The 17,457-nt window shown below is 34.5% G+C and carries 11 protein-coding genes; 5 read left to right on the top strand and 6 right to left on the bottom strand.

Annotation, left to right across the window (positions count from 1 at the left end; all coding sequences use genetic code 11):
* From ACL9RH_RS14485 to ACL9RH_RS14465, 5 genes are all read right to left on the bottom strand, one after another.
* Positions 1–1,293, bottom strand: a complete 1,293-nt coding sequence (locus ACL9RH_RS14485) for a phosphatase PAP2 family protein (RefSeq protein ID WP_422694076.1) — start codon at positions 1,291–1,293, stop codon at positions 1–3.
* Positions 1,275–2,030: an SDR family NAD(P)-dependent oxidoreductase gene (locus tag ACL9RH_RS14480; RefSeq protein WP_422694075.1), complete on the bottom strand. Its 756-nt coding sequence runs from the start codon at positions 2,028–2,030 to the stop codon at positions 1,275–1,277. The genes ACL9RH_RS14485 and ACL9RH_RS14480 overlap by 19 nt, the downstream gene beginning before the upstream one ends.
* 102 nt (positions 2,031–2,132) lie before the next feature.
* The gene (locus ACL9RH_RS14475; protein WP_422694074.1) at positions 2,133–3,176 is read right to left on the bottom strand and encodes a patatin-like phospholipase family protein; all 1,044 of its coding nucleotides are present in this window, start codon (positions 3,174–3,176) and stop codon (positions 2,133–2,135) included.
* Between the two features lie 4 nt (positions 3,177–3,180).
* A complete protein-coding gene (locus ACL9RH_RS14470) occupies positions 3,181–3,984 on the bottom strand; it encodes a phosphatidate cytidylyltransferase (RefSeq protein ID WP_422694073.1) in 804 nt (267 codons plus the stop codon).
* Entirely contained in the window at positions 3,974–4,576 is a 603-nt protein-coding gene (locus ACL9RH_RS14465) for a CDP-alcohol phosphatidyltransferase family protein (RefSeq protein WP_422694072.1), read from the bottom strand. The genes ACL9RH_RS14470 and ACL9RH_RS14465 overlap by 11 nt, the downstream gene beginning before the upstream one ends.
* Before the next feature lie 153 nt (positions 4,577–4,729).
* On the opposite strand from ACL9RH_RS14465, the gene ACL9RH_RS14460 reads away from it, so the two are divergent.
* A complete protein-coding gene (locus ACL9RH_RS14460) occupies positions 4,730–6,337 on the top strand; it encodes a CTP synthase (RefSeq protein WP_422694071.1) in 1,608 nt (535 codons plus the stop codon).
* A 178-nt stretch (positions 6,338–6,515) separates the two neighbouring features.
* Complete coding sequence (yidC, locus tag ACL9RH_RS14455; RefSeq protein ID WP_422694070.1) at positions 6,516–8,315, top strand: membrane protein insertase YidC; 1,800 nt, start codon at positions 6,516–6,518, stop codon at positions 8,313–8,315.
* Between the two features lie 124 nt (positions 8,316–8,439).
* Here the strand turns inward: yidC and ACL9RH_RS14450 are convergent, their stop codons facing one another.
* Complete coding sequence (locus ACL9RH_RS14450; RefSeq protein ID WP_422694069.1) at positions 8,440–9,024, bottom strand: ribonuclease HII; 585 nt, start codon at positions 9,022–9,024, stop codon at positions 8,440–8,442.
* 303 nt (positions 9,025–9,327) lie between these two features.
* Here ACL9RH_RS14450 and ACL9RH_RS14445 point away from each other — a divergent pair, with 303 nt between their 5' ends.
* From ACL9RH_RS14445 to ACL9RH_RS14435, 3 genes are all read left to right on the top strand, one after another.
* The gene (locus ACL9RH_RS14445; RefSeq protein ID WP_422694068.1) at positions 9,328–12,324 is read left to right on the top strand and encodes a SusC/RagA family TonB-linked outer membrane protein; all 2,997 of its coding nucleotides are present in this window, start codon (positions 9,328–9,330) and stop codon (positions 12,322–12,324) included.
* Positions 12,325–12,355: 31 nt separating this feature from the next.
* Positions 12,356–13,993 carry a SusD/RagB family nutrient-binding outer membrane lipoprotein gene (locus tag ACL9RH_RS14440; protein ID WP_422694067.1) on the top strand — a complete coding sequence of 546 codons (1,638 nt, stop codon included), beginning with the start codon at positions 12,356–12,358 and terminating at the stop codon, positions 13,991–13,993.
* A gap of 416 nt (positions 13,994–14,409) precedes the next feature.
* On the top strand, positions 14,410–17,442 hold the full coding sequence (locus ACL9RH_RS14435) for a SusC/RagA family TonB-linked outer membrane protein (RefSeq protein WP_422694066.1): 3,033 nt from the start codon (positions 14,410–14,412) through the stop codon (positions 17,440–17,442).
* Positions 17,443–17,457: the final 15 nt, after the last annotated feature.

Here is a 17,457-nt window from a genome sequence, read left to right as displayed (position 1 = left end):
TTAAAATTTTTTCAGAAAATCCTGCAGATAAGAAGGGATGACCGCATTCTTATTGATGGTTTTCATGGTGTTTATTGTTTCTTCCAGAGATAAAGATAGAATATTTTTCATCACCAGAATGGCAATCACTGAACTTCTTGTGAATCCCATAGTACAGTGGATCAGAATTTTTCCGTCTTTGGGAAGTATTTTATATTGATTTGTAATGTCAGAGATCAGTTTTTGAGTTTCATAAAGATCAAAAGTTCCTACGTCCAGAAAGGGAATGAAATGATAACGAGGGTTTTCCTTTAAAATAGCCACTTCTTCCATCTCTGCAGACAAATCATAGATCGCAAAAGCCGTAAAATTTTTCAAATCCTCAGCATTAGGTCTGGATGAAATATAAAGTCCATGGAAAATCTGTACAGGAGCTTTATTCTTACGAAAGAAAGTCCAGAATATTCTATAGATTATAATGTAAGGGAAGTATAATATTTTTTTGATCCATGAAATATTTCCTGCTCTGTTTTTTAAGAAGTAAATATTGTTTTTCTGATAATGGAATCCTACCAGAAAAATAATGAATGCCGGCCATAAGATGATCAATGCTGAAGGACCGATCAGTTGCTTCACCGATAATGTCATCAAAATCAAAATCCATCCTGAAAAAAAATAGACGTTGGCTACATGAAAATTTCTATAAAGAATATTATTTTTTCTAAAAGGAAAAACGATAAAACTTAAATGAGCAAGAATGCTTCCCGTGACAATATCTATAACATGATGTTGATAAGTCGTTAAAGTAGAAATTCCCAAAAGAAGAAGCGCAATCATGAGAAATATCCGGAATTTTTTCAACTCTCTGAACACCGACCAAAAAATAAAAGCATAAGTAATATGAAGTGAAGGCGCTTGGTTAAAAGGTGAATCGAAGGTTTTTAGAAACTGAAAAGAATATTGTAAAAAATGATTATCAATTTCAGGTTTAGAGAACGAAAACCGTAAAGGAAATAATACAAAACAAAGTCCGGCTGCAAAGGTTACAAAAAGCATTCTCCGGGTTAAGACAACGAGCTGTTCTTTCTCTTTACAAAAGAAAAATACGGTACAGAAAAACAATCCACTTGTCATATAAGGAATGATACTCCACGGGATGAATGGAATATATTTTTCAAAATCAAAAACCAATGATGGAACTGTTGCCAACGTGGAAGTATACCAGGCAGCAAAGTTATAAACCATCATAAATATAATGGAGCAGAGTAGCAGAGCAAAGAATTTCTGTTGTATGGTTAATCTTTTTTCATCCATTTGGCTTTTTTGAACATGATTATATTTAATAATGAAGAGGGAAGAAGAGACAGTGATTTCATCATCCACTTCATTTTTACAGGAAAAATAATAAGTTTTTCTCTTTTTTCAATAGCTTCAGTAATGATGGCAGTTGCTGTTTCTATATCGATAAGAAAAGGTTTTTTGCTTAGGTCATTTTGATTGAGCTGTCTCAGCTTTTCAGTATTTACATAACCCGGAGCAATGGTAGTCACAGAAATTCCAAAAGGTTTCAATGCTCTTCGGTAAGCATCAGCAATTTGTATGACAGAACGTTTTGTTTTGGTGTAAAGACTGGAATTTTCATATTCTAAAATGCCGGAAACGGAAGCAATCACAGCTATTTTTCCCTCTTGTTGGCCTTTCATTACCTTTCGAGCGGCTTCGAAGCAGTTCGCTGTCCCTAAAATATTGGTTTGGAGCATTTCCTCAGCTTCTTCGTATGAAATTTCTCCAGCTACATCTTCGGCATAACTGCCTGTACAATTGATGAATAGGTCAAGTGTTTTTTTATCCGCAAGAAACGTCTGTAATGCGGATGAAATTGAGTTGATATCACCCACATTTGCTTGAAAAACTTGAAGGTTTTTAAAATTATTCTGAGGTGCTTTATCAGGATTTCTTCCACAGATTCCGACATGATCTCCTTTCGCAAGATAATGTGTGGCCAGAGAGTAGCCAATACCTGAGGTTCCGCCCGCAATAAAAATGTTCATACGTGTTTCGTGATTTTCAATTGTATGTAAAAATAGATTTTAAAACTGAAAGTATGACAATGACAGAGGTTTATTCAATGAAAGCAGATTTTGTTAAATATTTCATGAATTTTGATGATAGGCTTTAACGGTTTGATCAAAACCATACTGCCACTGCATCTCCATATCTTCTCTAAATTGTAGATAAGTTTTTGGAAAGGAGAAATCGAGCTCCAGTTTTTTCCAATTGATACTTTTTTCCAGATAATGTCCTTTCAAGTCAACTTTTATACCCGTTGTATCAATTTGAAGATCGGAGATCAATTTCTCGGTTTCTGACAGCCTCTCATTGGCGCTGAAACCAAAAACAGCGCGAATAAGCGATTCCTCAACGGTTGTATAGATCTGTTTTTTTTCTGTAATCACTTCCTTTGCGATATGTTTTGCCAGTTCCATTGGAACCAGGTCGATGACTCCACCCATAAAATACTGATCCTGAATATAAGCAGGCTGCACATAAAACATATCAGAGATAGAAGCTCTGGTACTTTCAAGCATGGAAATGTCGAATCGTATTTTTGAAACTTTATCCACAGCGCTGTCTTTAAAACAATCAGAATTGGATGCTATTTGTTCAGGTTTTAGACTCAGAGCCGTTTCAGGATTGGTAAAGATGACTTTTCTGAATAGTTTTTTATCCTTTCTTTTTTGCCCTGTTTCGCTGGGATTGAATAAAAGTTCAGAACCTATGATAAGGGTTGGAATCTCTTGCGAGAATTGTACATTTTGTAAAGATGGAAAACATTCTGACAGATTTTGAGGCATCTCAACAATATACCGGCCGAAAATATCTTCAATGAAAGGTGCTTTTGCTGTGGTAAATACTTTTTTTAATGAGAAAATACCTATTTCAGAAAGCTTTCTGTGTCTTGTTAAAGTAGTTTGAGTGACAAATCGGTAATATTCCTCCGACTTTAAATATTCTTTCCTTGAAAAATGATCAGGAAATGCATTGATCACTGTTGCTGCAAATGATCCACCGCAGGAAGCAATCAGAAGGTCAGGCTTTATATTCAATTTTTCCAATGCTGCGAAAATGCCTAAATAGATCATCAGCCTTGTTCCGCCCCCTGAGAAAATTACTGCTCTTTTAAATGTTTGATTCATGAGTTTAGCTTTTAATCAGAAGTGAAAGGGTCCAGAAAAATAAAGGCGCATTGAAGATAAGGCTATCCATTCTGTCCAGCAGTCCGCCGTGGCCGGGAAGAAGATTACCGGTGTCTTTTACATTCGTTTTTCTCTTTATATAAGACATGAAAAGATCTCCGAAGAAACCGAAAATACCAAGAGTTATTCCTAAAATACAATTGGTAAGTATGTCGGTTTTGAGTAGAAAGAAACCTAAAACATTGCTTACAATAACAGTAAGAAAAACACCGCCTATAAAACCTTCCATTGTCTTATTAGGACTTATCTGAGGAACAATTTTACGTTTTCCGAAGAATTTACCCATCAAATACTGAAACACGTCGTTCAGTTCTGTTACTACGACAAGAAAAATAATCGCATTCAAGCCATTGGTCATATTTCTTATCCAGAATAAATGTGGAAAAGAAAATAAGCAGATAGATAACCCGACGAGAGTCCCATATATCTGTTTAGCGTTAAGTTTTAGCAATAATAAATAGATGAGAACTGCAATGCCTATAATAATGCTGTATAATAAGTACTCTTCAATATTGAGATAAAATACCAGATAAAACTGGGAGATTCCAATGAAAATAGATGAAATGACAGGATTGAAAGGCGTTTTAAACATTTTTGAAAACTCAAAGAATGACTGTAATCCGATCCATGAAACAAAAAGTGCCATCGCAAACGGATATGAAATGCCTGCAGCAAAAACAATAATAATGTAGATCCATGTTTTTACTCTTAGGGGAACATCTGCAAATTTATTTTCTTCAGTTTTCATGCAAAGATTTCTTAAGGCGTGTGTAAGTGCTTATCAGTAAAAGAAAGATGAGAATTCCAAAAATGTAATGAGAAATTCCTGTAATACTGACTCCGAAAAATATCAATAAACCATATAATCCTATTATGAATGCGCGATCACTTTTACCCATCGGACCATCGTAGCGACGCTCTTTTCCTACAGCTTTTCCCATCAACCCTGAAAATTCGTTGATAATGCTCAAAAGGATGAAAATAATAATAAGATATAGACTTTCCGGTTGAAACTTCAGAAGAGGGAAAAATATAATCACATCAGAAACAATATCACCTACTTCGTTCAAAACTTCTCCCAGTTTGCTGGTTTGGTTAAACTTTCTGGCCATCATTCCGTCCAGGGCATTCAACGCCATTCTAAGTAGAAGTCCTATCGGAAGGCTTAAAAAGAACCACTTTGAAACATCGGCATTCCAGAATAATAGGCCAATTACAACAGATAAGAGAATCGAACTTATGGTAATCTGGTTAGCTGTGATCTTATTCTTGTGTAAAAATAATAAAACAGGAGTGAGGAGCTGCTGGAATTTAGGTTTTAGTTTATAGACTGAAATCATAGTGGTTATAGCTTTGTTTCATTTGTTTAGATCAAATATAGATAATTTTTTTTATCAGGTTTTATGACTGTTTGAGGGATGTTTTAGCATTTTCAAAATCTAAAAGATTGCTTTGTATCTCTTTTTCCCATAACTTTGCACAAACCTAATCTAATGAGTAAAAAGAATACAAAGTACATCTTTGTGACAGGAGGTGTAACTTCATCTTTGGGAAAAGGAATCGTGTCTGCTTCTCTGGGACTATTGTTAAAATCACGTGGTTTTAACGTTACGATCCAAAAACTTGATCCATATATCAATATTGACCCGGGAACATTGAATCCTTATGAACACGGAGAGTGTTATGTGACTGAAGATGGTGCGGAGACGGATCTGGATTTAGGCCACTATGAGCGTTATCTTGATGCTCCTACATCCCAAAACAACAACGTTACTACAGGAAAAATCTACCAAACTGTCATCGAAAAAGAAAGAAAAGGAGACTTCCTTGGAAAAACAGTTCAGGTAATTCCTCATATTACGAACGAAATCAAACGTAGAATTAAAATCCTTTCAAAACAAAACTACGATATCATCATTACTGAGATCGGAGGAACGGTAGGGGATATCGAATCTTTACCTTACATTGAAACGGTTCGCCAGTTGAAATGGGAGTTGGGAGAAAGCAATTCTATGGTGATTCACTTAACGCTGCTGCCTTATCTGGCTTCAAGTGGAGAATTAAAAACAAAACCATCTCAGCATTCCGTTCGTCAGTTAATGGAAAGCGGAATCATGGCAGATGTTTTAGTGTGCAGAACAGAACACAAAATTCCTAAAGATCAGAGAGCAAAACTGGCTCAGTTCTGTAATGTTCCTTTGGATAATGTGATCGAATGTAAAGATCTTGAAACCATTTATGAAGTTCCAATGTATCTTCAGAAGCAGAACTTCGATGATGTAGTATTGAAAGAACTGGATCTGAAAAGTGATAAAGTAGCTGATCTTAAAGACTGGAAAAGTTTCCTTAAAAAATTCCAGAATCCTAAGAAAACTGTTGAAATTGCATTGGTTGGAAAATACGTTTCCCTACAGGATTCTTATATTTCTATTGCTGAAGCATTCAAACATGCAGGTGCTGACCTTGAAACTGAAGTAAAAGTAAGATGGGTATACAGTGGTGATATTACAGAAGAGAATATTAAAGATACTTTGAAAGGAGTGAATGGTATTCTTGTAGCACCAGGTTTTGGAGACAGAGGAATTGAAGGAAAAGTGCTTACCGCAAAATATGCAAGAGAAAACAAAATTCCTATGTTGGGAATCTGTTTAGGAATGCAGATCATGACTGTTGAATTTGCAAGAAATGTTCTTGGACATACCAAAGCCAACTCAATGGAATTTGATACCGCTACTCCGGACCCTGTGATTTCTTTAATGGAAGAACAGAAAAACGTAGTAGATAAAGGAGGTACAATGCGTCTTGGTGCTTGGAAGTGTTCATTGAAGAATGGTTCTAAGTTATCAGAAATTTATGGAAGTAAAAATATTTCAGAAAGACACCGTCACCGTTATGAATTCAACAGTGAGTATCTTCAGGAATTTGAAAAACATGGTTTCCTTGCAACAGGTACCAACCCTGAAACCGGATTGGTAGAGGCTCTTGAACTTCCTGATCACCCATTCTATGTTGGGGTTCAGTATCACCCGGAATATAAGAGTACGGTTGCTACACCGCATCCTTTATTTAGAGCTTTCATTAAAGCTTGCGAAAAGAAATAAGGTAAAATTTTATCATAAACGTCTACAAATAAACTCAGGCTGATTATTCTCAGCTTGAGTTTGTTATATAGTAACAGGGTAAAGCATAGAGTTTTGATAAAAAAACAGTATTTTTGTCAGCTCAAATTACGTACATCAGTATGTACATTTTAAATTTAAAATTTTAATATAAAATAAAATGCAACAAAACAACGGAATCGATAAGAAGCAAATGATTAGTTTCGCGGTTTTATGCCTGGTTCTCTTTGGTTTTATGTTCTACTTCCAGAACAAACAAACAAAAGAAGCAGAGTTGAAAGCTCAGCAGCAGAAAACGGAACAGGCAAAAAATGCTGTAAAACCAACTCAGGCCACCAATATCAATCCAAGTGTAACTCCTAATGCAATTCAAACGGCAAGTCTTGGAAACAATGAACTGAAACTTGAATTTTCAAGTCTTGGAGGACAGGTTTCTAAAGTGGAACTTTTAAAGTATAAAGCCTATGATCACAAAACAGATCATGCTGACCAGCCACTTTACCTGATTAACAAAAATAACTCGAACTACGGTTTTCAGTTTAAAGACAAAACAGGGAAAGTTGTTAATACTAAAGATTTAGTTTTCTCTCCAACGGTTAATGGGAATGCTGTTACCTTAACGGCTGACTATAACGGAGCTGTCATTCAGTTTATCTATACGTTACTTCCTAAATACACTCTTGATTTCAAAGTGAGAACTCAAGGGCTTTCTAAAATTACTTCAGACAATAAAGCAGATTTCATCTGGGATTATAATGTAAGAAACCTTGAAAAAGGAAGAGCTCAGGAACAGTCTCACTCAGAATTCTCTTATGCTTTCAATAATTATAAAGACTATGATTATGACGGAAGAACTACTATGGAGGAAGAAAAAGAAACCCTTAACTGGATTGGAGTAAAGCAACAGTTTTTCTCTTCTGTAATTGAAGCTAAAAACGGATTCATTCAAAGTAAAGGAAACCAGGAAAATGTTGAAGAAGGAGAATATCTAAAGAAATTCAACTATGAAGGTTTTGTTCAGATGACTGGAAGTGAATTGAACCAGGACTTTACATGGTATTTTATGCCATTGGATTTACCTTTGTTAAAATCTTATGATAAGAATTTTGATGAGATCCTACCATTAGGGTGGTCATTCATTGGAGCAATGAACCGTTACTTCTTTATGTGGTTATATGGTATCATTGCAAGTTGGGGATTATCTGCAGGTTGGGTGATTTTTGTAATGACCATCATTGTTAAGTTGATCTTATCACCAATTATGTATAAGCAACATAAATTGAGTGCTATGATGAAGGTGATTCGTCCGGAAATTGATGAGGTAAATGCTAAGTTTAAGGATGCTGATCCGATGAAAAAGCAACAAGCAACGATGGAGGTTTACAGGAAAGCAGGCGTAAATCAGATGGCGGGATGTTTACCGGCATTGGTTCAGATTCCGATCTTCTATGCATTGTTCCGTTTCTTCCCGAACTTTATTGATTTGAGAGGACAGGGATTCTGGTTTGCAAAAGATTTAACAGCTTATGATGATTTGATTAAACTGCCATTCAAGGTTCCTTTCTTGGGAGATCACTTGAGTATTTTTGCATTAGCGTGTACTGTGGTTATCTTGATCTATACAGTAATGACGTCCGGAAATATGCAACAGCCACAACAAGAAGGAATGCCGAACATGAAGGTATTAATGTATATTTTCCCGGTTACATTCCTATTCTTCCTGAATACTTCTGCATCTGGTCTTTCATGGTATTATTTCGTATCGAATGCGATTAATATTCTGATTATCCTTGTGATTAAATATGTGATTTTGGATGAGAAGAAAATTCATGCTCAGATTCAGTCTAATAAGGAAAAGCCGAAAACAGAAGGCAAGTTCCAGAAAAAGATGAGAGAAATGATGGAGAGTGCTCAACAGCAGCAGCAAGCTCAGGAACAACAAAGAAATAAAAAGAAGTAAGTAATATTTTAATTATTACCATAAAAAAGAGAAACAATAATTTATTGTTTCTCTTTTTTCTTTATAAGAAGGTTTTAATTCCACTTATAATATTGAAATATGTAATAATTCACAAAATGACTTTTTAGTCATATTTAAGTCTGAATGATTGTCTGTGATGTTTTGTTGGGCCATGTTTTATGAGAGCTTCCTGATGTTTTTTTGTGGCATAACCAAAGTTGGTATCCCAGCCATATTCAGGATATTCTTCGTGAAGTTCAATCATCAATTTATCTCGATAGTTTTTAGCAAGAATAGAGGCCGCAGCAATAGATAATACCTTCGAATCTCCTTTGATGATACATTGATGAGGAATGTAATTGTAAGGATGAAATTTGTTGCCATCTACCAAAATCAATTCCGGGGTAATGGTTAAATTATCCAATGCGCGATGCATCGCATGGATGCTGGCATTCAGTATATTGTGTTCGTCAATAAATGAAGGAGGTAGTTCTGCAATAGCATAGTTTTTAACATTGTCTTTTATGTAGCTGTCAAGTTCCATTCGTGTTTTGAATGTCAGTTTTTTTGAATCATTAACAAGATTCTGTTTAAAATCATCATCTAAAATGACGGCTGCTGCAACAACCGGCCCGCTTAGACATCCTCTTCCTACTTCATCACACCCTGCTTCGATGTAAAGATTTGACCAGTTTTTTATTAAATCCATTAAGCTCTTTTCTATGTTCTGCAAAAATATAGAATTTTCCAATAACAGTGATTTTTAGGTGTTTGGTGTTTTGTAAAATATACTATAAAATGTATTTTTTGTATATTTTTTTATGTTAATAATAGTGAATTATATCGTTTTTCATGAATTGTGTTTAGTGTGTTTTTTATTGTTTTGTGGTAGTTTTTTGCTTTATTTGTTTAATGTGTTTAATGCTATTTATGAAAAATTAACAGTTTTACTTGTCGATTTTAAGAAAGTTTCACATATTTGTAGGCAATTAAAAAAATAATCATTTTAAACATGAAGAAATTAACTACGAGTGTTATAGCTATAGTTCTGACTTCGTCCTTTGTAGTTGTGAATGCGCAAAATACACAAAGTGATACAGCAAAGACTCAGAATATACGTGAGATTGTAGTAACAGGAGCTCTTGGAATCAAGAAAAGACAAGATGCTGTTGTTACAAGTAACAAAGTTGTTGGAACTGCTGAGTTGAATCAGGCTGCGAGTCCAAACTTAGCGCAGGCTTTGGTAAGTAAAGTTTCAGGTTTGCAGATTAATACAACAACTAGTGGTGTTAATCCAAGCACCAAGATTCTTTTAAGAGGATTCAGATCTATCACTGGGGATACTAACCCGCTAGTAGTTATTGATGGAGTTGTATCTACACTTACGGTGTTTAACCAACTTCCTCCAGATATTGTTGAGAATGTCAATGTAATTAAAGGTCAGCAAGGATCATCATTATATGGATCTCAAGGTAGTAACGGGGTAATTGTTGTTACTACAAAAAGAGGAACGAAATCGGAGAAAATTACAGTAAATCTAAGTTCTTCCTTAGAGTTTACAAGTGCATATAAATTGCCGATCAGGCAAAAATTATATGGCCAAGGATATCCGGGGGAGTCGGATTTCTCAGAAGAAGATTATAATGGAACTAATTGGGTTCCTTATGAAAATACGGCATGGGGACCAGCATTTTCAGACCCGAATATTGGAGGACAATTAGTTGAAGTAGGCTTACCTCAGGCTAATGGACAGTTTTTGAAAACAACATACTCTGCTAAAAACGGCGGAAACAATATTAGTAAGTTTTTCAATACTGGGATTATGTATAAAAATGGATTCAATGTAAGTATGGGTGGACAAGACTCATATACGTTTTTGTCATATGACAGATTAGAAAATGAATTTATTATTCCGGGAGATAAATTAAAAAGAAATACTTTTTTCTTCAAGGCAGGAAAAAAATTAGGAAACTTTAGAGTTGATGGTACGTTAAACATAATTGATCAATCCCTACAGCAGACTAATGCTAATTTATATGCTCAAATGTTGCAGACTCCAACGAATATAGATGTTCGTGATTTTAGCAACTCAGGATTTGCAAGCAATTATTCTCCATTTGTTTATAATCCATATAGATACAGAGATAATTTAAGAGGAGCAAGTGCTCTTACTTCTGCAACAGGTATTATATCAATGGGGTATGAGTTCAATAAAAATATTAGTGTAACTTATAATGGAACCTTGTATATGATGGGACAAGAAGTTGAAAACCATACAGATGGATTTGATGCTTCTGGTATTGTATATAATATTCCAGGAACTAGCTTAATAAATTATCCACTAACTAGATTTGGGTTTAGAAGTATAACTTCAGCTTATAATAAAACTGTTTCGAGAACAAGAAATTATTATGGGGATTTAATGTTGAATTTTAAATATGATTTGACAGATAATTTAAACATTGTAGCTAATATTGGTAATAACATTACGGATAATTATACCACAACATCAAATGTAGGGGGTACTAATTTAAAAATTCCAGGATGGTATAATGTTCAGAACGTTCAGAATAATACGCCATGGTATGCTTTAGATAATTCTTATACAAGGACGAGACAGGTTGCTCTATTTGCTAACGTTGACTTAGCTTATAAGGACTATTTATTTTTGAATTTAACAGGAAGAGGAGAAGAGACTTCTCGCCTTAGTGTTAGACCAACTTATACTCTTGATTTAAAGAATAAAATTTTCCCATATTATTCTGCTGGGGTTTCCTTTATACCAACAAAGGCATTTGAAGCTTTAACAAAAAATAACATTTTAAATTATTTAAAAGTTAGTGGAAGTTACACCGTTACAGGTAATGCTGTAGTAGGAGCTTATGCATTAGATGAAATTGGAGCATTCCCAACTGGATATCCAATGACTAACTCTTCCTACTTATTAAATAAAAATCCTACCGATCAATTCTTAAGACCTGAAGCTAATAAAACTTTAGAAGGTAATATCAGTTTAGGTTTCTTGAAAGATAGAATTACATTAGAAGGTTCTGCTTTCCTAACAAGAACTAATGATATGATTACAGGAAGTACTGTTTCTACAGCATCCGGTATTGTTTCTCTGACAAAGAATGTTGGGAAAATTAAAAACACAGGTTTTGAAATTGATTTAGGAATAACTCCTTTTAAATCGAAAGATTTTGAATGGAATTTGAAAGGTTCATATTCTAAGTACAAATCTTTGGTTGAAGATTTAGGAGATGGAGTTAATGAAGTGAGTTTAGGTGCTGATACTTATGGTATTCCTGCTGGAATATTTGCAGTTAAAGGTGAGCAGATGCCTGTTATCAAGGGGGTTAGATATGAAAGAGATAATAATGGAAACATTATTGTTGACGAAAATGGTTTACCAGTTACGAATTCTAAATACGAAATCTTAGGTAAAGTAACTCCAGATTACATTATTGGGTTTTCAACAAATATTCGCTATAAAAACTTAACGCTTTCTGTTACCGGGGATTATAGAACTGGAAATAGCTTTATCTCGGATACTAAAAGTTTATTAGGTTTTTCTGGAGCTTTGGAGAAATCAGCCGATCAGGAAAGAAGATATGGATATGTTATTCCTAACTCTGTTCAGCTAGTGAATGGACAATATGTTCCAAATACGACTCCGGTTTTAGGAGACGGAAGTTATCAAGGGGTAGCGGATTACTTTACTAGTAGCTATCAGACAGCAGTGGGAGAAGAATTTGTTGTTGATGGTACGGCTCTAAAAATTAGAGAAATTGCATTGTCTTATCAGATTCCTAAATCAGTATTAGCAAGTACATTCGTAAGATCGTTATCTGTAGGAGTATATGCTAGAAATGCATTTGTGTGGTATGCTAAATCCAATAGGAACTTTGCAGATCCAGAAACTTCTTCAATAGGTGTAGGTGGTATTGCTGCTACAAGCCAGTATCCTACAACCAGAATTTTTGGTTTTAGCTTAAATGCGTCCTTTTAAATTATTTTATGTTAATTGTTAATTAAAGAAAATGAAAAAAATAAAAATCTTAATCGCTTTATTTGCGGTAGGACTTACATTGAGTTCTTGTGATACTTATTTAGATATTAATGAGAATCCTAATAATATTCATCAAGAAAATTTAACACCTCAGCTTATATTTCCTGGTGCAGTTACTCAGTTATATAGAACTCAAGCGAGGGATATGATGCAGTTTGGTAACATTATGATGAATAGCTGGGCGGGGAATACTTATGCTTATGGGGGGCCATTTTCGGCTGAATATACCCTGTCATCAGTAAATAGTAGTTTCTATGATAATATCTGGGATGGTATATATTCTAATTTAGCTAACTTTTCTTACATAGAGAAATATGCAAATACAAATCATGCCCAAGATTATTATGTTGCAGCATCCAAAGTGATGAAAGCGTATTACATGCAATATATAGTTGACCTTTATGGGGATGCTCCTTATTCTGACGCATTTAAAGGACAGGTAAATCTGACTCCAAAGTATGACGATGATGTTGCTATCTATAAATCTTTAATTAAAGATATGGATGACGCAATTATTCTTATTGATAATGCTAAGGCAACTACAGCCTATACTCCTATTGCATTAGGAACAACTGATATTGTTTTTGGTGGGACAATGGATAAATGGGCTAGATTGGCAAATACTATAAAGTTGAGATTGCTTTTAAGAATGTCTAATGTTACTGGTGATTTGGCTACCTATAGAAACCAGCAATTAGCCGTAGTTGCAACAAAAAATATAATTGAAGAAAATGTATTCGAAATACCAGGATATTCTGCAAGTAGTGATGATGCTATGAATCCTTTGGTTTTGAGCTTATTTTATAATTCTGCTCAGGCTGAAGTTCAGAATAGGGCTTTAATGACTGCTTCTGAGCATATGGCAACGGTTTTAAATGGTAATAATACAGGGATGACTAACGCATTTTATCAAAAATTTAATGGTATTGTAGATCCTAGAAGAAATAGAATATTTACATTGGTTAACTACAATGGTAGTAACGTTGTAAAAGGTGTTAGACAGGGTGCTACTCCAGGGCAGCCAGGAGCTCCAAATGATAACAATGAAGTTTCAAGTTTATCTTCCTTTTATGTAGGGTCAACAACATTGAGTAAAGCAACACTTATTACAAGTGGAAATAATAGAGGAGGGGTGTTAATGTCTTTGGCAGAAGTTAAATTACTACAAGCAGAAGCAGCATTAAGATATCCAGGGATATTCACTTCTTGGAATTCTCAACAGTTGTTTAACGATGCCATCACATCTTCTTCCACATTAATGAATGCTAATGCTCCTCTTACAACAATAGATGCTTATAAAACAAGTATTGCTACGAGACCGGGATTAGGTTGGACAGGTTCTACCGATCAGAAGTACGAAGCAATCATGACACAGAAGTGGATTCTATTAACTCATTATAATCCAACAGAAATGTATATTGAGTACAATAGAATGCAGCAGCAGTATCCTTACTCTCCTATGGCTACTACTTCAGTAAGAGCAAATAAACCTTGGAGATTAATCTATCCTACATCTGAATATGTAGGCAATTCAGCAAATGTTCCAAATATTTCAAGTACTGAGGTGTTTACTAAGAACAATAAAACTCCTTTCTGGAACCAAAATTAATTTTACAAATTTTTAATATATTTTACTACCGCCTTCGGGCGGTTTTTTTGTTTAAATAGGTCTTCCCAAGTTAGTTTTTATACTTATTCAAAACATATGGGTTGCATAGCTTTTGTTCTGTATACGTTGTGTATTTTTATTATTTATTTTTCACTTAATTGAGAATCAGTGTTTTATATATGATTTTTTATTGTGATGATATAGATAATATCAATGTGAATAAATGTTATTATTTCCTAAAAAAATATACTATATAAATATTTCATTTTTGTTAAATGTAATGATTTTAACATATTTTATTATTTATTAATTATGTTTTGTTCTAAAATATTGAACAAACGATATTTTTATTGAATTTTTCTTTGTGATATTAAGAAAGTTTTACAAATTTGTACAGTCACAAAAATTAATTTGATATGAAGAAACTAACAACAGGTCTTCTTGTTTTAGTGTTGTCTTCTTCTATTGCTGTTACGAAAGCTCAGCAAAAGAATGATACACTAAAAGCAAAAGAAATTGAAGGTGTAGTAGTAACTGCGCTGGGAATAAAAAGAGAGAAAAAATCATTAGGATATGCTTCTCAGGAGGTTAAATCGAGCGAGCTTTTCGGCGGTACAACCAATACTGGGAATGTTGCTTCTCAACTTTCAGGTAAAGTAGCAGGTTTAAATGTAAATGCAAACAGTAACTTCGGAGGATCTACTAACCTTGTCATAAGAGGTATCAAATCCCTAGATGGAGCTAATCCTTTGATTGTTATTGATGGTTCACCTGTTAATAACGTATCCACAAACTCAGGAGACAGAAATGGAGGGTTTGACTTGGGTAATGCATTATCTGATATCAATCAGGAAGACATTGAATCTATTAACGTTTTAAAAGGAGCTGCTGCTTCTGCTTTGTATGGAGAAAGAGGTCTGAATGGGGTAATTGTAATTACAACAAAAAATGGAAAAGGTAAAGAAGATGGAAGTTGGGGCGTTACTTTATCAAGTTCAATACAGGCAGGATTTATCGATAAATCTACGTTTCCAACATATCAAAATAAGTACGGTGGAGGATATGACCCTTCATTTTATTACGGTGATGATGCTAACGGAAATCCTTTTGTAAATTTCGGTGAAGATGCCTCTTGGGGACCTGCTTATAATCCTAACCTACTCGTTCGTCAATGGGATTCATTTGATCCTACGTCACCTAATTACGGAAAAGCTACTCCTTGGGTAGCAGCCAAAAATGGCCCTCTTTCGTTCTTTGAAACTCCGGTTTCTTATATCAATTCCATTACTTTGAATAAAGGAACAAAAGGGAATAATTTTAGCCTTACTTATGATAATAATCTTTCCAATGGTTTAATGCCTAATTCAGATCTGAGAAAGAATACACTATCTGCTAAAATAAATTATGACCTTACTCCTAAATTACATGCTACAGTTTATTCTACTTTAACATTACAAGATACAAAAGGAAGAAATGAAACCGGTTATAATGACAATATTATTGGTGGGTTCAGACAATGGTGGCAGACAAACGTCGACGTGGAAGCTTTAAAACAATCCTATTTCAATAATGTTGCTAATCCTACAGCTGCTAATAACTATGGTAACGTAACATGGAATAGAATAGACGATGCTAATGGAAAACCCGCATTTTGGAATAATCCATATTTTGTAAGATACCAGAATTATCAATCAGATAACAGAACCAGAACATTTAGCTATGCTCAATTGGTGTATGATGTAAATGAACATATCAATATTATAGGTAAATTATCATATGATAATACTTCCGTTTTGTATGAGAGAAGACTGGCACAAGGCTCTTACCCGCAGAACTTTGGTTTATCATTAAAAAATACACCATCAGGATATTGGCGAGTGAATTTTACACAAAGAGAAATTAATTATGACTTAATGGCTAACTATAAGTATGACATCATTGATGGAATCAACATCAGCGGTGTTGTGGGTGGAAATGTTAGAAGAAATCATTATGATTATTTAGAAGCTTCTACGGAAGGAGGGCTTATCAACCGTGGTATTTATTCATTGGAAAACTCCAAGGCCAATGTATTACCTCCTTATGAAAATACCTATTCTACACAAACAGGTAGTGTGTATGCTACAGCGTCTATTGATTTCTACAAATACTTTTATTTAGATGGTACATACAGATACGATCAGAGTTCTACGCTTCCAAGTGGAAACAATAAATATGGATATGCATCAATTTCCGGATCTTTGATTTTGTCAGAACTATTGAAATTAAATAATAGTGTTGTTAACTTCTGGAAAGTAAGAGGAAATTATGCCGAAGTAGGAGGAACAGCAGATCCTTATAAACTTCAGTACTCTTATAGAACAGCAGGAATCTTTGGTGGAAGCGTGAATTTGTATACCCCTGTTCTAACCTATCCAAACAATAATCTAAAACCTCAAAGATCTAAAGAATTTGAAGTAGGTACAGAGATAAATTTCCTTAAAGGAAGAATCGTATTTGATGCTGCATACTACAATACAAGAACTTTTGATCAGCTAATTTCTCCATTCATTTCTCCAGGTTCTGGACAATCAGCAGCTACTATTAATGCAGGACAGATCAATAACAATGGTCTTGAAGCTCATTTAGGAATCACTCCAATAAAAACAACCAACTTTAATTGGACTATGGATGTCAACTGGTCTCGTAATAGAAGTAAAGTTGTTGATCTTAGCCCGGGTGTTAATTCATACCTGTTGGCTAACCTGGTAGGAGGTGCTAGTATTGTTGCAAATGTTGGGAATGCATGGGGAGATATCTATGGGACAGATTATACATATATCAACGGACAGAAAGTGATAGATCCTACTACTGGAACTTATGTTCTGAACCGTAATCAGGTAATAGGGAACGTACTACCTGAATGGACAGGAGGAATTCGAAACTCTTTTTCTTACAAAGGATTTTCTTTAAGTTTCCTAATTGATATCAGAAAAGGAGGAGACGTTTATTCAAGTGATTTATATTATGGATTATCCAGCGGTCTTTATCCGGAAACAGCTGTAGATGGATATAGAAGTAATGTGGTAACGTTACAGGGGGTTAATCCAAATGGACAAGTTAATACAACTCCAGTCAACCAAACTGCATTTCCGGCAGACGGGTATAGAAATAATCCATATGACAGTTACTCACTTGCCCCAGGAAAGAGATTTGTATATGACGGATCATTTGTAAAACTAAGAGAAGCAAGTATAGGATATATGTTACCTAAATCTCTATTGCAAAATACCTTTATCAACGAAGCTAGAGTTTCAATTATTGGAAGAAACCTTTGGATTATTCATAAAAACTTACCTTATGCAGATCCTGAATCTACCCAGATGGGAGGTCTTTTCTCGTATGGTTCATCTATCGGATCTCTTCCGACAACCAGAGAAGTTGGGGTGAACTTAACATTTAAATTTTAATATTAATTACAAGAA

It is taken from the genome of Chryseobacterium sp. Mn2064 (genome assembly GCF_049319685.1).
Lineage (GTDB): Bacteria > Bacteroidota > Bacteroidia > Flavobacteriales > Weeksellaceae > Chryseobacterium.
This window is presented reverse-complemented; position numbering and strand designations above follow the sequence as displayed.

Bases quoted from the DNA above. Each gene is read 5' to 3' on its own strand.
- ACL9RH_RS14485 (WP_422694076.1), bottom strand. From the start codon at position 1,293: ATGGATGAAAAAAGATTAACCATACAACAGAAATTCTTTGCTCTGCTA.
- ACL9RH_RS14480 (WP_422694075.1), bottom strand. From the start codon at position 2,030: ATGAACATTTTTATTGCGGGCGGAACCTCAGGTATTGGCTACTCTCTG.
- ACL9RH_RS14475 (WP_422694074.1), bottom strand. From the start codon at position 3,176: ATGAATCAAACATTTAAAAGAGCAGTAATTTTCTCAGGGGGCGGAACA.
- ACL9RH_RS14470 (WP_422694073.1), bottom strand. From the start codon at position 3,984: ATGAAAACTGAAGAAAATAAATTTGCAGATGTTCCCCTAAGAGTAAAA.
- ACL9RH_RS14465 (WP_422694072.1), bottom strand. From the start codon at position 4,576: ATGATTTCAGTCTATAAACTAAAACCTAAATTCCAGCAGCTCCTCACT.
- ACL9RH_RS14460 (WP_422694071.1), top strand. From the start codon at position 4,730: ATGAGTAAAAAGAATACAAAGTACATCTTTGTGACAGGAGGTGTAACT.
- yidC (WP_422694070.1), top strand. From the start codon at position 6,516: ATGCAACAAAACAACGGAATCGATAAGAAGCAAATGATTAGTTTCGCG.
- ACL9RH_RS14450 (WP_422694069.1), bottom strand. From the start codon at position 9,024: ATGGATTTAATAAAAAACTGGTCAAATCTTTACATCGAAGCAGGGTGT.
- ACL9RH_RS14445 (WP_422694068.1), top strand. From the start codon at position 9,328: ATGAAGAAATTAACTACGAGTGTTATAGCTATAGTTCTGACTTCGTCC.
- ACL9RH_RS14440 (WP_422694067.1), top strand. From the start codon at position 12,356: ATGAAAAAAATAAAAATCTTAATCGCTTTATTTGCGGTAGGACTTACA.
- ACL9RH_RS14435 (WP_422694066.1), top strand. From the start codon at position 14,410: ATGAAGAAACTAACAACAGGTCTTCTTGTTTTAGTGTTGTCTTCTTCT.